Source organism: Fundidesulfovibrio butyratiphilus (assembly GCF_054657235.1).
Window position 1 is genome coordinate 1385388 of the sequence record NZ_BAAHXA010000001.1, and the last position, 17838, is coordinate 1403225.

21 protein-coding genes are annotated in these 17838 nt (G+C 65.2%); 15 read left to right on the forward strand and 6 right to left on the reverse strand.

Annotated features, from left to right (window positions below):
* The first annotated feature begins 227 nt into the window (after window positions 1–227).
* The 13 genes from ACYQ01_RS06550 (at window position 228) to ACYQ01_RS06610 (ending at window position 11389) form a co-directional block, all read left to right on the forward strand.
* Window positions 228–575, forward strand: a complete 348-nt coding sequence (locus ACYQ01_RS06550) for a DMT family protein (RefSeq protein WP_459933026.1) — start codon at window positions 228–230, stop codon at window positions 573–575.
* Window positions 576–829: 254 nt separating this feature from the next.
* Window positions 830–1741 (forward strand): branched-chain amino acid ABC transporter permease, encoded by a 912-nt coding sequence (locus ACYQ01_RS06555; protein ID WP_459933898.1) that lies wholly within the window; start codon window positions 830–832, stop codon window positions 1739–1741.
* Window positions 1725–2930 carry an ABC transporter permease subunit gene (locus tag ACYQ01_RS06560; RefSeq protein ID WP_459933027.1) on the forward strand — a complete coding sequence of 402 codons (1206 nt, stop codon included), beginning with the start codon at window positions 1725–1727 and terminating at the stop codon, window positions 2928–2930. The genes ACYQ01_RS06555 and ACYQ01_RS06560 overlap by 17 nt, the downstream gene beginning before the upstream one ends.
* Complete coding sequence (locus ACYQ01_RS06565) at window positions 2930–3649, forward strand: ABC transporter ATP-binding protein (protein ID WP_459933028.1); 720 nt, start codon at window positions 2930–2932, stop codon at window positions 3647–3649. Before ACYQ01_RS06560 ends, ACYQ01_RS06565 begins: the two co-directional genes overlap by 1 nt.
* Before the next feature lie 59 nt (window positions 3650–3708).
* Window positions 3709–4089, forward strand: a complete 381-nt coding sequence (locus ACYQ01_RS06570; RefSeq protein ID WP_459933029.1) for a hypothetical protein — start codon at window positions 3709–3711, stop codon at window positions 4087–4089.
* 219 nt (window positions 4090–4308) lie between these two features.
* Window positions 4309–5160, forward strand: coding sequence for a DMT family transporter (locus ACYQ01_RS06575; protein ID WP_459933030.1), 852 nt, complete (start codon window positions 4309–4311; stop codon window positions 5158–5160).
* A gap of 44 nt (window positions 5161–5204) precedes the next feature.
* Window positions 5205–6083, forward strand: a complete 879-nt coding sequence (locus ACYQ01_RS06580; protein ID WP_459933031.1) for a DMT family transporter — start codon at window positions 5205–5207, stop codon at window positions 6081–6083.
* A gap of 61 nt (window positions 6084–6144) precedes the next feature.
* Window positions 6145–6804: a LysM peptidoglycan-binding domain-containing protein gene (locus tag ACYQ01_RS06585; RefSeq protein ID WP_459933032.1), complete on the forward strand. Its 660-nt coding sequence runs from the start codon at window positions 6145–6147 to the stop codon at window positions 6802–6804.
* A 157-nt stretch (window positions 6805–6961) separates the two neighbouring features.
* Window positions 6962–7810: a DMT family transporter gene (locus tag ACYQ01_RS06590; RefSeq protein WP_459933033.1), complete on the forward strand. Its 849-nt coding sequence runs from the start codon at window positions 6962–6964 to the stop codon at window positions 7808–7810.
* Window positions 7807–8529: an NUDIX hydrolase gene (locus ACYQ01_RS06595; RefSeq protein ID WP_459933034.1), complete on the forward strand. Its 723-nt coding sequence runs from the start codon at window positions 7807–7809 to the stop codon at window positions 8527–8529. Before ACYQ01_RS06590 ends, ACYQ01_RS06595 begins: the two co-directional genes overlap by 4 nt.
* 116 nt (window positions 8530–8645) lie before the next feature.
* Complete coding sequence (locus ACYQ01_RS06600; protein ID WP_459933035.1) at window positions 8646–10016, forward strand: protoporphyrinogen/coproporphyrinogen oxidase; 1371 nt, start codon at window positions 8646–8648, stop codon at window positions 10014–10016.
* Between the two features lie 10 nt (window positions 10017–10026).
* Complete coding sequence (locus ACYQ01_RS06605) at window positions 10027–11127, forward strand: M24 family metallopeptidase (protein ID WP_459933036.1); 1101 nt, start codon at window positions 10027–10029, stop codon at window positions 11125–11127.
* Window positions 11120–11389, forward strand: a complete 270-nt coding sequence (locus ACYQ01_RS06610) for a DUF4911 domain-containing protein (protein WP_459933037.1) — start codon at window positions 11120–11122, stop codon at window positions 11387–11389. The genes ACYQ01_RS06605 and ACYQ01_RS06610 overlap by 8 nt, the downstream gene beginning before the upstream one ends.
* Before the next feature lie 354 nt (window positions 11390–11743).
* Here ACYQ01_RS06610 and ACYQ01_RS06615 read toward each other — a convergent pair whose 3' ends face one another.
* The 3 genes from ACYQ01_RS06615 to ACYQ01_RS06625 all read right to left on the reverse strand — a co-directional run bounded on the left by ACYQ01_RS06615 (window position 11744) and on the right by ACYQ01_RS06625 (window position 13071).
* Window positions 11744–11902: a rubredoxin gene (locus ACYQ01_RS06615; RefSeq protein WP_459933038.1), complete on the reverse strand. Its 159-nt coding sequence runs from the start codon at window positions 11900–11902 to the stop codon at window positions 11744–11746.
* Window positions 11903–12018: 116 nt separating this feature from the next.
* Entirely contained in the window at window positions 12019–12513 is a 495-nt protein-coding gene (locus ACYQ01_RS06620) for a rubrerythrin family protein (protein WP_459933039.1), read from the reverse strand.
* 87 nt (window positions 12514–12600) lie between these two features.
* The gene (locus tag ACYQ01_RS06625) at window positions 12601–13071 is read right to left on the reverse strand and encodes a Fur family transcriptional regulator (RefSeq protein ID WP_459933040.1); all 471 of its coding nucleotides are present in this window, start codon (window positions 13069–13071) and stop codon (window positions 12601–12603) included.
* Between the two features lie 171 nt (window positions 13072–13242).
* Here ACYQ01_RS06625 and purD point away from each other — a divergent pair, with 171 nt between their 5' ends.
* Both purD and purE read left to right on the forward strand, forming a co-directional pair.
* Entirely contained in the window at window positions 13243–14523 is a 1281-nt protein-coding gene (gene purD, locus ACYQ01_RS06630; RefSeq protein ID WP_459933041.1) for a phosphoribosylamine--glycine ligase, read from the forward strand.
* Window positions 14520–15014, forward strand: coding sequence for a 5-(carboxyamino)imidazole ribonucleotide mutase (gene purE, locus ACYQ01_RS06635; protein WP_459933042.1), 495 nt, complete (start codon window positions 14520–14522; stop codon window positions 15012–15014). The genes purD and purE overlap by 4 nt, the downstream gene beginning before the upstream one ends.
* 164 nt (window positions 15015–15178) lie before the next feature.
* On the opposite strand, the gene ACYQ01_RS06640 is transcribed toward purE, so the two are convergent.
* The 3 genes from ACYQ01_RS06640 to ACYQ01_RS06650 form a co-directional block, all read right to left on the reverse strand.
* Window positions 15179–15940: a hypothetical protein gene (locus ACYQ01_RS06640; RefSeq protein ID WP_459933043.1), complete on the reverse strand. Its 762-nt coding sequence runs from the start codon at window positions 15938–15940 to the stop codon at window positions 15179–15181.
* 3 nt (window positions 15941–15943) lie between these two features.
* A complete protein-coding gene (locus tag ACYQ01_RS06645; RefSeq protein WP_459933044.1) occupies window positions 15944–17197 on the reverse strand; it encodes a sulfite exporter TauE/SafE family protein in 1254 nt (417 codons plus the stop codon).
* Window positions 17198–17295: 98 nt separating this feature from the next.
* Window positions 17296–17697: a DNA-binding transcriptional response regulator gene (locus ACYQ01_RS06650; protein WP_459933045.1), complete on the reverse strand. Its 402-nt coding sequence runs from the start codon at window positions 17695–17697 to the stop codon at window positions 17296–17298.
* Between the last annotated feature and the right edge of the window lie 141 nt (window positions 17698–17838).

The window sequence follows — 17838 nt, forward strand, 5'->3', positions numbered from 1 at the left end:
CGGATTGCAAAGGGGAGGCGGACGCGGTTCGCCTCCCCTTCCGTGTGCAGGCCCCCGAAAACGGACCGCCCCCCGCCGCCCCCGGGCCCGGGACGCGGCCCCACCACCGCGCCCGGACAAAAGACCCCGCGCGGCGAAACGCCACCAACCCGCCGCTACGCGCCCCAGGCGTTCCGGCCAGGCGACACGGCCCGCCCGGACCGTTGCGCCTTCAGGCGGACACATCCATGTTCAACCGCACCATCCTCACCACCGTGGGCCTGCTCGTGGCCTCCAACGTGTTCATGACCTTCGCCTGGTACTCGCACCTGAAGAACCTGCAATCGAGGCCCTGGTGGCTGGCCGCCGTCGCCTCCTGGGGCATCGCCCTGTTCGAGTACCTGCTCCAGGTGCCGGCCAACCGCATCGGGTTCCAGGCCCTCTCCCTGCCCCAGCTCAAAATCACCCAGGAGGTCGTCACCCTTCTGGTTTTCGCGCCCTTTTCCGTGTTCTACATGGGCGAGCCCCTCAAGCTCGACCACCTTTGGGCCGGACTGTGTCTGGTGGGCGCGGTGTATTTTCTGTTCCGGTCCTAAAAACGACCGCACGCCCTCTTGCGACGTCTTCCGGGCCGGACCGCTCCCCGGCCTTGCCGGCCGGGCCGGGCCGTGCTAAGGAGGGCGTCTTTGCGCGCCGGGCCGTTCCAAGAGGGACCTTGACGAACCCGACGCGAGTCTGCTCAATGAACGCCGACCGCGTGGGCCGGCGGCGCACGGTAAGCGCCCACCCGCGCCCGGCTTGGCCCGAACCTTCAGACTTCCACCCGGCGGACCACGGACACGACCGCGACATGGATTTTTTTCTCCACCAGCTCATAAACGCCGTCACCCTGGGCGGCTTCTACGCCCTCATCGCCCTGGGCTACACCATGGTCTACGGCATCATTGGGCTCATCAACTTCGCCCACGGGGAAATTTTCGCCTCGGGCGGGTACATCGGCATCGTGGTCCTGGCCTGGATGACCGGACAGGGCTATATGGAAACCCATCCCTGGCTCTGCCTGAGCGCGGCCTTCGTCCTGGCCATGGCCTACTGCGCCCTGCTGGCCATGGGAGTGGAAAAGGTCGCCTACAAGCCGCTTCGTCGGGCGTCCAAGCTGTCGGTGCTGCTGTCGGCGCTGGGCATGTCCATCTTTTTGCAGAACGGGCTCATGCTCACCCAAGGCGTCTACGACAAGACCTACCCCGGCGTGTTCGCCAAGGGCGCGTTCTCCGTGGGCCAGTTCTCCTTCACCTACCTGCAGGTGGGAGCCCTGGCGGTCACCGCGCTTCTTCTGGTGGGACTCAACCGGTTGGTGTTTCGCTCGCGCATGGGCGCGGCCATGCGGGCCACCTCGCAGGACCGGGTCATGGCCACCCTGGTGGGGATCAGCCCGGATCGCATCATTTCCATGACCTTCGCCATCGGCGCGGCCCTGGCCGCCGCGGCCGGCATCCTGGTCGGACTCTACTACGGCTCGGTCCGGTTCGACATGGGCTTCGTACCGGGCATCAAGGCCTTCGCCGCCGCCGTGCTCGGGGGCATCGGGTCCATCACCGGCGCCATGCTGGGCGGACTCATCATCGGCATGACCGAAATCTTCGCCGCCGCCTACATCTCGGGCGAATACAAGGACGTGTTCGCCTTCATCATCCTCATCGCGGTGCTCTACTTCATGCCCAACGGCCTTCTGGGCGAGAACATCAATGACACCCGGGTCTAGACGCGCAGCCAAGACCGTCGTTGTGGCCGGAGCCTGGCTCTTTTTGCTCCTGTGGCCCATGACCGGCGTCAGCGCCCAGGGCGTGACCTTTGTTCCGGCGGCCAAGCTGGTGGGACTGGCCGGGCTGGGAGCGGCCCTGTGCTGGACGTTGTGGCGCTTGCGCGGCCCGCTGGGACGTCCCCTTTCCGCCCCGCTGCGCAGCCTGCGCCACACGGCGGGGCGCGTGCCGAATCAATTCTGGATCCTGGCCGGATTGGCCGCCCTGCTCGCCTTTCCCTTCATGACCTCGCGCTACGGACAGGACGTGGCCATCAACGTGCTCGTCTACGTGACCCTGGGCCTGGGCCTGAACATCGTCGTGGGGTTGGCCGGGCTGCTCGACCTGGGCTACATCGCCTTCTATGGCGTGGGGGCCTACACCTACGCCTTGCTCTCCATCCATTTTCATCTCTCCTTCTGGCTGGCCCTGCCTCTGTGCGCGGGGCTCGCCGCCCTGGCCGGGTGCGTCATCGGCTATCCCACCCTGCGCATGCGCGGGGACTACCTGGCCATCGTCACCCTGGGCTTCGGCGAAATCCTGCGCATCGTCCTCAACAACTGGATGTCGCTCACCGGCGGTCCCAACGGTCTGCTCGGCATCAAGGCCCCGGTCCTCTACTGGCCGGATCCCTCCAAGGGGTTCGAACTGGAGCGCCTTCTCATCCGCACCCCCATGGCTCAGTATTTTCTCATCCTCGTGCTGTGCCTGTTCACCGTGGTGGCAGTGCGCCGCCTGGCCGATTCGCGCGTCGGACGCGCCTGGGAAGCCATCCGCGAAGACGAAACCGCCGCCCAGATCATGGGCGTGAACACCTTCGCCCTCAAGCTGCTGGCCTATGCCATGGGCGCGGTGTTCGGCGGACTGGCCGGCGCCTTTTTCGCGGCCAAGATGCGCTTCGTGTCGCCGGGATCGTTCACGTTCATCGAGTCGGCCATGGTGCTGGCCATGGTGGTCCTGGGCGGCATGGGCTCGATACCGGGCATCGTGCTCGGGGCCCTGGCCCTCATCGCCCTGCCCGAGGTGTTCCGCCAGTTCGAGGTCTACCGCATGTTGGTGTTCGGTGCGGCCATGACGGTGATGATGCTTTTCCGTCCGGCCGGGCTCATTCCGGCGGCCCGGGTGGGCCGACGCTCCGAGGAATCCCACTGATGGCCGCCCCGATCCTGGAGCTTCGCGGCGTAAGCGCCGGATTCGGCGTGGCCCCGGCCATCCGCGAGGTGTCGCTTGCCGTGGACGAGGGCGAGATCGTCACCATCATCGGGGCCAACGGGGCGGGCAAGTCCACCACCCTCATGACCATAAGCTCCATCCTGCGCCCCATGGCCGGAGAGGTCTTCTACCAGGGCCGCTCCACCGCCGGCCTGGCCCCGGAAAAGCTCCCCGTCATGGGCCTGTGCCAGGTTCCCGAGGGACGGCGCATCTTTCCCCTGCTGACCGTGGCCGAAAACATGGAGATGGGCGCCTTCTTCCGCACCGACCGGGCCGAAATCGTCCGCGACCTGGACCAGCTCTACGCGGTGTTCCCCAAGCTGTACGAACGCCGCGCCCAAAAAGGCGGCACCCTCTCCGGCGGGGAACAACAGATGCTGGCCATCGCCCGGGCGCTCATGGGCCGGCCCAAGCTCCTGCTCCTGGACGAGCCCTCGCTGGGCCTGGCTCCCCTGATCGTGCAACTGATCTTCGACATCATCGCCCGCATCAACCGCGAACAGGGCGTCACCGTGCTGCTCGTGGAGCAAAACGCCAACCTGGCCCTGGGGCTGGCCCACCGGGGCTACGTCATGGAAACGGGCCGCATCGCCCTCTCCGGACCGGCCGCCGATCTCCTGGCCGACCCGGAAATCCGTCGCGCCTACCTGGGAGAGTGACCCGCGTTTGACGCGGGGCCCGCACTGGAGTATTTTTTCGAACCAGGAGGGACCAGGCCATGAAGCATCTCGCCCTCGTTTTCACCCTGATTCTGGCCGGATTGGCCCTGACCGCATGCGGTGCCAAGAAAACCGATTCCACCGGCAAGACCTTGCTGGGCGCGCATGTGGACTTCAAGTCCGTTCCCAGCGGCCACGGAGATGGGAAAATGCTCGACATCGACGCCGGGGTCACGGTCGACGGATCGGAATTCGGCTTCGTCACCTCGGGCAATGGCAGCTACGTCAAGGGCGTCAAGGGCATGGACCCGACCATGGAGGGCGCGCTGCCCCCGGATCAGGTCTACGACCCCCTGTCCGAGCCCGAGCCCACGCCGCTCAGCACGCCGCTGCCGGACCAGCCCGACTCGTCGTCTCCAGCCAAGCCGGCCGCCCGATAGCCTAGGGCCGGTGCCCTGCCTGCCGTGGCCGGACGGACGCAACGCGCACGGGCGGCGTCCTTTGGCGAAACACGGCGTATTTTTTGACGAAAAGCCCTGATTGGGGTCTTGCTTCTTTCCCTTTTCCGGCCGAAAAGGTTCTTCGGCCCACATCCGTCCGGTTTTTGCGACGCGCGCAAGGACCGGGCGTTCGCTTTGTCACCTCCTACCCCAAAAACCATGACCCCAAGCCGCATCACCGTCCCCCCCGCCCTTCTGCTCATGTTCACGGCCCTGTTGTGGTCCATGGGCGGCGTGTGCATCAAAAGCGTCGACTGGACTCCGCTGGGTATCGCGGGCGCGCGCTCGGCCATTGCGGCCGTCTACCTGTTCCTCGCCCTGGGCCTGCCGCGCATCCGCCCGAGCTGGCCCCTGGCCGGCGCGGCCCTGTGCATGGGAACCACCATGGTGCTCTTTGTCTGCGCCACCCGGCTGACCACCGCGGCCAACGCGGTGCTCATCCAGTACATGGCCCCGGTGTGGGTGGCGGCCGTGGCCCCGCGCTTTCTGGGCGAGCCCACCCTGCGTCGCGATTGGGTGATCATGGCCGTGGCCTTCGTGGGCATGACCTTCTTCTTCTGGGGCGAAGTGAGCGCCACGGGACAGCTCGGCAACCTGCTGGCCCTGGCGTCGAGCGTCACCTTCGCCGGCGTGCCCCTGTTCCTGCGCCGCATGCCCGGCGGCGACCAGGCCGAAGCCCTGCTTCTGGGCAACGTGTTGGCGGCCGCAGTCTGCCTGCCTTTCGCCCTGGAAGGCCCCGGCCCAAGCGCCACGGGCTGGCTGTGGCTCCTGGTGCTGGGCATTTTCCAGATCGGCATCCCCTACCAGCTCTACGCCAAGGCCGTGCGCCAACTGCGCGCCCTGGAAGCCAGCGTCATCCCCATCGTGGAGCCGGTCTTCAATCCCATCTGGGTCTATCTCGTGCTGGGAGAAAGGCCCTCCGCCGGGGCCATGGCGGGCGGCGCCATCGTGCTGGGCGCGGCCACGGTGCAGGCTGTGCTGGCTTCCAGACCGGCCAAGGGTGCCGCCTGAAACGGAGCGCGCCGCTCCCAGTTCCACGAACCGAACGAACGCCCGTGAACGCCACCTCCCTCAAGCTCTTCGCCACCGCCGTCATCTGGGGCGGAACCTTCATCGCCGGACGCCTGCTCGGGCCGGAACTCGGACCGTTTTCCGCCGCGTTCCTGCGTTTCGTGGCCGCCAGCGTCTTTCTTTACGCCGTGCTGATCCTGCGCGAAGGCGGCGCGCCGCGCATCGCGCCGGGCCTGCTCCCCGCGCTGTCGGCCTTGGGGGCCACGGGAGTGTTCGCCTACAACTACTGCTTCTTCGAAGGACTCAAGACCGTGCCGGCCTCACGGGCCGCGCTCATCGTGGCCGCCAATCCCGTGGGCATCGCCCTGCTGGCGCGACTGTGCTTCAAGGAGCCCCTGGGACCCTGGAAAATTCTGGGCATCGCCATGTGCCTGAGCGGAGCCGCCCTGGTGATTTCGCGCGGCGACCCCTCCGCGCTGCTCGCCGGACGCGTGGGCTCCGGCGAACTCATGATCGTGGGGTGCGTGGCTTCGTGGTCGGCCTATTCGGTGTTGGGCAAATTCGTGATGGGCCGGCTCACCCCCTTGGCCTCGGTGACCTTCTCCTGCCTGATCGGCGCGGCCCTGCTCCTGCCCTTCGCCCTGGCCGAGGGCCTGCCCGGCCAGGCGGCCGCGCTGTCCTGGTCCGGCTGGACCAGCGTGGCCTACCTGGGAATTTTGGGAACGGGACTTGGCTTTGTCTGGTTCTACCAGGGGATACAGACCATTGGAGCCTCGCGGGCCGGCGTGTTCATCAATTTCGTGCCGATCAGCGCCGCCCTCATGGGCAGCCTTTTCCTGGGCGAACCGCTGGACGCCTCCCTCTTCGCCGGAGGCGCGCTGGTGCTGTGCGGCGTGGCCCTGACCAATCGGCGCCCGGCCTGACGCCTTGCATATTTGCCGACCGGCGCTATATACAGGAAAAAACCAACCCGTCGGAGGAGATATGTCCTTCTTCCCTCGACTCGTTCGCACAACGTTCCTGTTCGCCGGGACCTGCCTGGCCCTGGCCCTCGTGGTGGCGTCCCCCTGTCCGGCCCAGCCCCGCAACGCGCCAGCCGCGGAAACACGGGGCGTGTACGTGGTGCGCGCCGGAGACACTTGGCATTCCATCGCCCAGGCCCGCAACCTGGATGCGATCCGGCTGGCCAGGCACAACGGCCTGACCCCGGACGCGCCCCTGCGCCCGGGCCAGACCCTGGCCCTGCCCACTCCGGGAAGACATCATAGGAATAGGCCCAAGGCCCCGCCGAGCGCCTCCATCACCTCCGAAGTGGCCCCCAAGAGCGCCTGGGAAACCATGACCGAAAGCCCCGATCCGCCCATGCCGGGCCTGGTGGGGCAGGTCCCGTCCGCTGCGCCGGCCCCCGCGTTGAACCTGCCCGTGATGCCGGATACGCGTCCGCCAGCCGACACTGTGCCCGCCCCCAGGGCCCCCACCCAGGACGAACCCAGAAGCGACAAGCGCCAGAGCATAGGCGTACGGGCCAACATCCTTTCCAAGGGGTCCACCAAGGTCACCGGAGTGGTTTCGCCGGTGGAGCCGCATGGCCAGTCCAATTCGGGAGGCACCGGGGCCGGCGTCATTTTGCGGCACGAGTTCTAGGATGGCGTGCGCGAATACACGCCCCGGTATTTGGCGCGTACTCTTTGCGCATGATTTTCAAGAACGCGACGCCAGAACGGCCCGTCGGCAAACCTTCCGGCCCCGCGCGCGGGTTTTCGCTTCCGTTCGGACCTGACCCCGGCTATTGTGGCCGGCCATGTTTTACGGATACGCCCTTGTCGCCCTGGCCGCCGTGCTTTGGGGCATGATCGGACCGCTGGCCAAGATCGCCTTCCAGGCCGGCATGACTCCCCTGGAAGTCGCCTTCTGGCGAACGTCCATGGCCTGGACCCTCTACGCCACCCACGCCGCGCTCGCCGGAGAGTTGCGCGTCGCCGCGCGCGACCTGCCCGTCCTGGGGCTTTTCGGCGTGGTGGGCATCGGCGGCCTGTTCGTGAGCTACGTTCTGGCCGTGCGGGCCGGCGGCGCGGCCCTGGCCTCGGTGCTGCTCTACACCGCGCCGGCCTGGGTGGCCCTTTTGGCCTGGAAATTCCTGGGCGAGTCCTTCACCCCGATCAAGGCCGGGGCGGTCATCGCCACCATGGCCGGCGTGGCCTGCGTGAGCCTTTCCGGCGGCTCCGACGCTCCGCTCACCTTCGCGGCCGTGGCCTGGGGCCTGGCTTCGAGCGTGGCGTACGCGTTGTACTATATTTTCGGCAAGACCTTCCTGGCGCATCACGCCACGCCCACGGCTTTTTTTTACGCCTTGCCCGTGGGCGCGGCCTGCATGCTGCCCTTTTTCACCCCCGGGCCCAGACCCTGGCAGGCCTGGGCGGCCTGCGCGGCTCTTTCCGCGCTCTCCACCTACGGGGCCTACATGGTCTACTACGCCGGCTTGCGCCGCATCGAAGCCAGCCGAGCCGCCGTGGTGGCCACCCTGGAACCCCTGGTGGCCGCCGCGCTGGCTTTCGCCCTGTTCGGCGAGCACTTCACGCCCCTGGGCTACGCCGGCGCGGGCCTGATCCTGGGCGCGGTGCTGGTCGCCATCGCCGGGGACAGGCGTTGAACGCGCTCGTTCGGCCGGTGCGCCCCGGGTTCGCCCTGCGTAGCGACCTGAGCCGGCCCGAACTCCCGCCCGCGGTCCGCGAACGCATCCAGGCGCTGTGGCGCACGGAGCAATTCCGGCGTCCGACCCTGTTCGACGGCCTGTATTTCAACGCGGTTCGTCTGGAAGCCGAGCGGGCGGACGGTTTTCTGGCCCCGTACTCCTGGCGCCTGGCCCAACGCCTCGACCCGACCCTGCGCCAGGTCCTGAACCTGCATCCCTTGGACGTGAGCGGGCTGAGCGTGTGCGCCGGACAGGTGGTTTTCGGCCGACGCGGCGACCACCTGGCCATCGACGGCGGCTTGTGGGAACTCTGTCCGTCCGGCACGGTACATGGCGACTTTCGTCTGCCCGACGGCGGTCTGGACTCCCTGGCCCACGCCTTCCAGGAGGCCCGGGAGGAACTCGGTCTGGAGCAGCGGGGACTGCGCGCCCGTTCCTTCGCCCTGGTTGAGACCCCGGAAACCGGCGTCCTGGACCTGGGCGTGGCCCTGGCCCTGCCCGTCTCCCCGGACGAACTCCTCCGGTTGCACCGTGAACGCGGAGACGGCGAATACGAAGCCCTGGCCCTGGTACCTCTGGCCGAAGCTCCGGCCTTCGCCGACTCCTTGGGGGCGAACCTGGCTCCGGTTTCCCGGGCGCTGCTTGCGGAATTTCTGCGCCAAACGCCGAAATTCTGACGCGGCGCGAGACGAAAAGGCATCGCGTCCCTTCTCCTCCCTTCGCGCCCGCCATGCGCCGGGCCGATTGGTCCGCCCCTTGCATCGTTGTGGGCGAATCTTCAGGGAGGAAGAACGTGCCGCACAAGTTTCTCATCATCGGGGCGGGTCCCACAGGCCTGGGCGCGGCCCGCCGCCTGGCGGAGCTGGGCGAAAACGACTTTCTGACACTGGAAGCCAACAACTACGCCGGCGGCCTGGCCGCCAGCTTTCGCGACTCCTCCGGCTTCACCTGGGACGTGGGCGGGCACGTGGTGTTTTCCCACTACGCCTATTTCGACAACCTGCTCGACGATCTCCTGGGCGACCAGCGCCTGACCCACGAACGCGAAGCCTGGGTGCGCCTGGCCAAAACCTGGGTGCCCTATCCCTTTCAGAACAACGTGCGCCATTTGCCCCGTCCTCTGGTCTGGGAGTGCGTGCGCGGGCTGCTTCCGGGCAACCTGGCCCGGCCCGAGGGATTCGTTCCGGCCAACTTCCGCCAGTGGATCGACGCGGTGTTCGGCGAAGGCATCGCCCGGCTGTTCATGCTGCCCTACAATTTCAAGGTCTGGGCCACGCCCGCCGAACACATGGACTACAAGTGGATCGGAGAACGCGTGAGCGTGGTGGACCTGGCGCGGGTGCTCAAGAACATCCTGCTCGAACTCGACGACGTGTCCTGGGGTCCCAACAACACCTTTCGCTTTCCGCTCCACGGCGGCACGGGCGAAATCTACCGCCGCATGGCCGCGCGCCTGGGCGAACGGGTGCTCTACGGACGCAAGGTGGTGGCCGTGGACCTGCAGGCCCGGACCGTGACCTGTTCCACGGGAGAGCGCTTTGCCTACGAAACCCTGCTCTACACCGGCCCCCTGGACCTTTTCGTGCGCGACCTGGCCGTGAACCCGCCGGACACGATTCGCCGGGCGGCCGATCTGCTGCGCCACAACGGGGCCTGGATCGGCGGCGTGGGGCTGGAAGAAAACCCTGGCGATTCCAAGTGCTGGATGTACTTTCCCGAAAACAACTGCCCGTTCTACCGGGTGACCAATTTCCACAACTACTCGCCCAACAACACCCCGGACCCGGAAAACGGCCGAGCGCGCAAGCGGGCCATCATGACCGAAGTGAGCTTTTCCGAACACAAGCCCGATCCCGGCCCGGCGCACCTGGACACGGTGGTGGACGGTCTAGTACAAGGTTCGCTCATGAACGAGGAAGACCGCCGCAAGGTGGTCTCCACCTGGGAGATGCGCATCGACCACGCCTATCCCGTGCCGAGCCTGGAACGCGACCGGGCGCTTGGCGTGGTGCAGCCCTGGCTGGAAAGCCACGGCATATACGGCCGGGGCCGGTTCGGCGGCTGGAAGTACGAAGTCTCGAACATGGACCACTGCGTCATGCAGGGCGTGGAGTGGGCCCAGCGCATGCTCACCGGGAAAAAGGAAACGACGTACACCCTCTGAAGGTATATCCGTGAGCGACGCCCCTTTCAGCGCGGACGTCTACGCCGCCCGCCGCGAAGCCCTGCGCGCCCGCATGACCCAGGCCGGACACTCGGCCCTGTTGGTCACCCAGGCCGCGAACCGTTATTATCTTTCGGGATTCGAACTGCACGACGGACAGTGCAACGAGTCCTCGGGCATGCTCCTCGTCACCAGACGGGGACGCGACATCCTGCTGACCGATCCGCGTTTCTTCGACGCGGCCAGACGGATCTGGCCCGAAAAGGACATCTTTATCTATTCCGGCCCGCGTTTCGCCCAGATCCGCCGGTTTCTGGGCGACATCCACCCCGGCCCCATGGCCTTCGAGGCCCGGGGAATCTGCTACGAAGCCCACGCGCTTCTGGCCCAGGGGCTCACGCTGACTCCCACCAGCGACCTGGTGGAAGGACTGCGCCGCATCAAGGAGCCGGCCGAAATCGAACGCCTGGACAAGTCCTTCGCCCTCAACCAGAAGGTCATGGAAGCCGCGCCGGACGTGCTGCAACCGGGACTCACCGAAGCCCAGGCCGCCTGGAATCTCGAACGGCTCTTTCGTGAACAGGGAGCCAGCGAACTCTGCTTCTCCTCCATCGTGGCCGTGAACCAAAACGCCGCCCTGCCCCACGCCGTGCCCGGCGATACGCCCATCACCGAGGAATGTTGCGTGCTGGTGGACATGGGCGCGCGTCTCAACGGCTACTGTTCCGACCAAACGCGGACCTTCTGGGTGGGCGCGCGTCCCACGGACCGGTTCCGGGCCGCCCTGGAACAGACCCAGGCCGCCCAGCGCCAGGCCATGGCCGTCCTGCGTCCCGGATTGCCGGCCCCCGAAGCCTACGCCGCGGCCAAAAAATGCTACGACGGCTTCGGAGTGTCCCAGGCTTTCACCCACGCCCTGGGCCACGGCGTGGGCCTGGAAACCCACGAGGCGCCCAGCCTGTCGCCCCTTTCCGAAGCCGTGCTGGAAGCGGGCATGGTCGTGACCGTGGAGCCCGGCCTGTACTACCCCGAATGGGGCGGCGTGCGCTGGGAACACACGGTGGTCATCACCGAGGACGGCTGCCGCGTGCTCGGCCAGGGCGATGCCTGAACCCAAGCCGCGCCGGTTGCGCGCGCCCTACACGCCTCCCGGGACCTGCGCCAGGCTCTACCTGCGCGTGGCTCCCAAGCATTTGGCGCTGTTGAAGTTTTTTCTTGAAGGGGCCGGGCACCTGGGCCTGCTTACCGTTGTGGACCGCCACGCCGCGGTGGTCCGTCTGGCCTACAGCCCGGACATGGCCCGCGAAGCGGCCGAGTTCCTCGACCAGATCAGCCAGGCCGTCCCCCACCGCGTCATATACGCCGCCGAATAGGCGAGTGAACGCGCGAAGAGCCTCCGGCGGCCCGAGGTCCCTGAGGTGTAATGGAAGAGAAGAACAGTATACGGCGAATGAACGCGCGAAGAGCCTCCGGCGGCCCGAGGGGGTGACCCCCTCGGGGCTCCCCAGTGGCCCGCGAGACGACAGACGCTCGTACATGGTCCCGCCCGGCGCGAAGGAAAGTCATAAAAATTGGGGCCAGTTCCCGGCAAAGCCGGGAGCTGGCCCCAATTTTCGCGTCCGTCACATTACCGGCGCGGACTTCGAACCACTGCCTCCGATGGAGGGGGGTCGGGGGGAAACGCATTCCCCCCGGGCGCCGGAGGCACGTTTTTTCTCCCCCGGCCGCTACTTGACCTTTTCAAAATATTCCTTTTCTGCGGCGCACTTGGGGCAGACCCAGTCATCGGGCAGGTCTTCCCAGGCGGTCCCCGGTGCTATGCCGGATTCGGCGTCGCCTTCGGCGGGATCGTAGACGTAGCCACAGGGGCATTCCCATTTATCCATCTCGAACTCCTTGGGTGAGTCGTTTCGCCCGGACCTTTTGCAGGCATGAAAAACCCTGCGTTCTTTCGCACGGACGATCAAGGGTCCGAGTCGAAGCCGGGCGCAAAGAGCGGAAACTAGCCCACGCTGTAGAAGGCCTTGCCCATGGCTTTGCACACGGGACACTTGTCCGGGGCGTGGTCTTCGCAGGTGTAGCCGCAGACCGGGCAGATGTAGTATTCGGTCGCCGTGAGCCCGGCGGGATCGGCCAGAGCCTTCTGGTAAAGAGCGGCGTGAACCTTTTCCACTTCGTTGGCGTAGCGGAAGGCGCGTTCGGCCTGCTTGTTGCCTTCGGCCACGGCGTCTTCGATCATTTTGGGATACATGCTCTCGAATTCGTAGGTTTCGCCTTCCACCGCGGTCTTGAGATTCTCGGCCGTGCTGGCGATGCCTTTCATGGCCGCCAAATGCGTATGGGCGTGAACGGTCTCGGCCTCGGCGGCGGCGCGGAACAGCTTGGCCACTTGGGGAAAGCCCTCCTTGTCGGCCTGCTTGGCAAAAGCGAGATACTTGCGGTTGGCCTGGGACTCACCGGCGAAAGCCTCTTTCAGGTGCTCGTAGCTCTTGGACATATCCGTCTCCTTAGAATTTCTATTTTTTAGTAAAACTTCTTGTTTGGAAGGTAAATCACAACGTGACGTTCCGTCAAGCTTTTTTGCCTACATCGTGGAACCGGTCTTTGCCAGACAATTCTGGCAGACACCGCGCACCACAACGCGCCTGTCGTCGACCCTCCCCAACGAAGACGAATCGCTCGGCAAGGTAAGATGATCGAAATCTTCCCAGAGGAAATCATAGATCGACTTGCAGCGTGAGCAAACGAAATGGTGGTGGGGGCTGGTATCGGCATCGAAACGGCCCTGGTCGCCCGTGACGGGTACGCGCATGATGAGGCCGAGTTCGTCGAAGGTGGACAAGGTGCGATACACGGTGTCGAGCGAGATGGTGGGCAACCGCCGGCGCACCCGGTTGAACACGGTCTCGGCGCTGGGATGGTCCTTGGCCGCCACGAGCTCCCGCAGGATCTCCAGCCGTTGGTGGGTCAGGCGCAGTCCCTGTTCCTGGGACATTTCCTTGAAGCGCTCAAGGGCGGACTCGAAGTCCATGGCGATGGCGTGTGTGTGGTGCATGATGCGTCTCGTTGCGATTTTTTCGTTACTCCTTGGCATTCCTTGTCTCCTATGTCAAACGAAAAAGGTAATAAGTAGCAATCAGTAATGATTCCAGGTTAATTGGAGAAGCGTTTGCTTTCGAACCGCACTTGCGCTACCCCACGCGCAAGCATGCGCGAAGGAGGCTCCATGAACGTCCTGCTGGTCGGCTCGGGCGGACGCGAACACGCCCTGGCCTGGAAACTTTCCCAAAGCCCCCTGGTGAACAAAATCTACGCCGCACCGGGCAACGGCGGCACCGCCGGATTGTGCGAAAACGTCCCCATTTCGGACACCGATGTCCAGGCCTTGATGGCCTTCGCCCGGGAAAACGCGGTGGGCCTCATCGTCCCCGGACCGGAGGCCCCCCTGGTGGCCGGACTGGCCGACGCCGCGGCCCAAGCGAACATTCCCTGCTTCGGCCCGAACGCCTTCGCGGCCCAGCTCGAGGGGTCCAAGGCCTTCGCCAAGCAAATCATGCGCGAAACCGGCGTGCCCACGGCCGACTTCGCCGTGTTCGACGACCACCAGGCGGCCCGCGCCCATGTGGAGAGTCGCCCCCTGCCCATGGTGATCAAGGCCGACGGCCTGGCCGCAGGCAAGGGCGTGGTGGTCGCCCAAACCCGTGAACAGGCCCTGGACGCCCTGGACGAAATGATGGTCCGCAAAGTCTTCGGACAGGCCGGAGCCCGCGTTGTGGTCGAAGACTGCCTGTTGGGCGAGGAAGCCTCGTTCCTGGCCTTTTGCGACGGCGAACGCGCCGCGCCCATGCCCTCCTGCCAGGACCACAAGGCCGTGTTCGACGGCGACACCGGTCCCAACACCGGCGGCATGGGGGCCTACAGTCCGGCTCCGGTGTTGCCCCGCTCCCGCTGGGAGGAAATGACCGCTCTGGTCATCACGCCCATCCTCAAGACCCTGGCCGCCAAGGGCCACCCCTTCAAGGGCGTGCTCTACGCCGGACTCATGATGACCGGAAACGGCCCGCTCGTGCTCGAATACAACGTGCGCTTCGGCGATCCGGAGTGCCAACCCCTGCTCATGCGCCTGGAGTCGGACCTGGCGGAAACCATGCTGGCCTGCGCCGCCGGACGCCTCGATCCTTCCGCCCTGCGCTTCACCGACCGGACCGCGCTGTGCGTGGTCATGGCGGCCGAGGGCTATCCCGGAAACTACCCCAAAGGCATGGCCATCTCGGGCATCGAAAACGCCGAGGCCGACGCCAACGTGAAGGTCTTCGTGGCCGGGGCCAAACGCGAAGGCGACGCCCTGGTCACCAGCGGAGGCCGGGTTCTGGGCGTCACCGCCCTGGACTCGGACCTGGCCGCCGCCCAGAGGCGGGCCTATCAGGCAGTAGGCAAGGTCACTTTCGAGAACGCGTTTCATCGCTCCGACATCGGGGCCAAGGGCATAGCCAGGAGCCAAGCATGACCAAGGTCGCCATATTCATGGGTTCGGCTTCGGACGAGGGCGTCATGCGCCCCTGTTCCGAAGTGTTGCAAAGCTTGCAGATTCCGCATCTTTTCACCGTCACCAGCGCCCACCGCACCCCGGAACGCACCGAGGCCCTGGTGGCGCGTCTGGAAGCCGAAGGCTGCCAGGTTTTCATCTGCGCCGCCGGCATGGCCGCCCATTTGGCCGGGGCCGTGGCCGCGCGCACCATCAAGCCCGTCATCGGCGTGCCGGTGAACGCCTCGCCCCTGGGCGGCATGGACGCCCTGCTGGCCACGGTGCAGATGCCGCCGGGATTTCCCGTGGGCACCGTGGCCCTGGACAAGGCCGGGGCCAAAAACGCCGCCTGGCTGGCCGCCCAGATTCTGGCCCTGGGCGACCCCGACCTGGCCGAACGCATCCGGGCCGCACGGCGCGGATTTGTCGACGAGGTGGAAAAGGCCGCTCATAAAATCGAATCCGGGAAATAATCGCCTTCGGTCCTGCGCGCCGGCGCATCCCGGTCGCCGCTTCTGACGCTTTCGCGTGGTCGCGGCCAGGCGACGCGCCAGGGTCCGTACTGCCGCGAAATGTCAAAGCCCCCTCCCGCCTGGCGGGAGGGGGTTTGTTTGTTTACCGGGTTTCTCGCCTGTGCTTACGCTTCCTTCTTGACCTTGGCCTTCGACATGGAAAGCCCCAGGCCTTCGAACATGAAGAAGATGGAGAAACCGTACCACAGGGTGTAGAGCACGTAGAAGGCGAGCAGGCCCACCAGCAGCGGGATGTTCTTGGAAACAGGCTCGCCGTCCACACCGTAGAAGTTATAGGCGGGTTCGATGGCCTTGCGCATCACGGTGTCGAGCGCCTTGGCTTCGGGAATGTACTTTTCGCGCTGCAGGGGCTTGATCATGGCCCCAAAAGCCTTCCACAGCACCTTGATCTGCTTGCGGGCTTCTATGTTTTCGGGCTTTTGCAGATCTTCCTCACCCTTGACGTTGAACACCTGCAAGGACTTGTTCATGGCGTATCCGGTCACCACGCCGAGGTCCGCCTTGATGCTCATGACATTGTCCTTCACATCCACCTGGGCGCCGGCGGCGACGAGGGCCGCGGCTTCAGTCTGGGCGTCCTTGTTGGCGATTTCCTGTCCCTTGGCCGCATCGGGCTCGACCTTGATGTCAGGACGGGCGACCACCACGTTGACGCTCACCACCTTGCCCTTGAGCTTGTCCACGACCGTCTTCACTTCCGGGAAGTAGTCGGCGGAATGCTTGGACAGCATGTTGAAGAAATCATCGGAAAACTGCAGTCCGGTTCTTCCGTTGAATGAGGGCGACATGATGTAGAGAAACACCCCCACGAACGTGATCAGCAACAGAAACCCCTTAGAGAAAGCACCTTTGTTGGCGATAAGCATGATCTACTCCTCCCCGCGCAGCTTGCCGATATTGACGAAGAACTTGGCGAACACCCACACACCGAACAAGCCCACGACGATCCAGAACACCCACATGCCGATCTGTTCGATCGTGTTGTTGAACTGAGGCGGCAGGGACACGTAGCCAAGCTCCGTGAACTTCTTGGGCAGGGTGGTCACACGGTTGATGAAACCGGCCAGGATGGACATGGCGTAAAAGCCGCGGATCTGCACGCCGGACACCACCTTGGTGGTGAGAGCGCCCACCTGGATGCCCAAAAGCGATCCGATGAGCATGCCCATGGCCAGGGTGTAGAACACGAAGCCGTAGATCGCGTATTCCTTGATGGCCGCGAAACCGGCGGTGAAGATGATCTGCAGAATGTCGGTGCCCACCGTGGTCATGGAGGAGACGCCGAACACGTACACGAACATGGGGAAGGTCACGAAACCGCCGCCCACGCCCATGATGGCGGCCAGAAGACCGACAAAGGCGCCGCCGCAGGCCACGACCCAGGCCGAAATCTGGCGGCCGCCGGGCACGAAGTCCTCGTCGAAGGTGACCATGGGGGGAATCTTGAGCGACTGCACCTTGAGACCCAGGGGCGGAACGCCGCCGCCGGCAGGTCCGCCGTGGGCGTCGCCGCCGCCGCCGCCCTTGCTGGTCTTCAGGAAGTCAAACATGGCGTAGAAGCCGAGAAAACCCAGCAGCACCGAGTAGATCGCGGAGATAAACAGCTCGGAAAGCAGCGGGTCGGCGTTGTACAGTCCTTTGTTGATCGCGCCGCCGCCTATTGCGCCGAACACCGATCCGCACAGGAAACTGACCGCCAGCTTGCCCGAGACGTTGCCCAGCTTCTTGTGCACGGTGGTGCCCATGATGGCCTTGGCGAAGATGTGGAACAAGTCCGTGCCGACGGCCAGGATGCCCTTGACGCCCGCGGCCATCAGGGCCGGGGTGATGATGAAGCCGCCGCCGGCGCCGATGCAGCCGGTGATGAGACCGGCGGCCAAGCCGACCGCGATGGAAGCGAGAAAGATGGTGGTTGTGTAGTGCGCCGGCATGTAGGCCCGCTTGCCGCCGATGACATCGGCCGCCTCGACGCAGGTGAAGGCCAAGATGGGCAGGACCAGCAAAGCCAGGAACAGGAGTTTCTTCCTGTTCTTCACGATGTTCATGGACACTTCGTAGTCCCACTTTGCGTGGGCTCTCGAACCGGCCATCAAGAACTCGAACACGTTTCGAAAGAAGTTCACTGCAAAGACCTCCACTTGAGTTAAAGCCTGTTACCCTTTGACCGACTCTCCAGCGGGGACCCCTTTCGCGCGGCCTTGCGGCTGCGTCGAAGCGATCGTTATTTCCCGCATCCTTCCGACTTTCTGGCGTTCTCAAGAATCCGGCACACGGCCCGAAGCAGTCGGGCCGGGTCCTGATCCTTGGGAACGAAAACCGTGCGCCCCTCCAACAGACAGCCTTCGGCCTCCTCGGCGCTGTGGGCGCGCACCACCACGGGCAAACCGGGCTTGCGGGCGCAGACCCGGCGGATCACGCCGCCAAGGTCGATGTCGGCCGCGTCCAGGTCGAGCACCAGCACGTCGCCGCCGGACATGGCCATTTCCCCCGCTTCGCATCCCAAGGCGCAGGTCTTTACCGCGTAGCCGGCTCGCTCGAACTCGCGGCGCAGAAAGTCCCGCACGTGCCGATTGCGTTCGGCCAGGACGACGATGGGGTGGGTGGTCATGGTTTCCATGGGCATGTTCCCCTTAGGCAAAGCTCGTGCCGAAATGCACAATTTGCAACACCCTAATATAACTTACTAATTATTTTCCCTGTTCCTGGAGGAAGCGTTTTTGGTGTCAATTTTTTTTACAGTTCGTCCATTTCTTTTTTCCTTTTC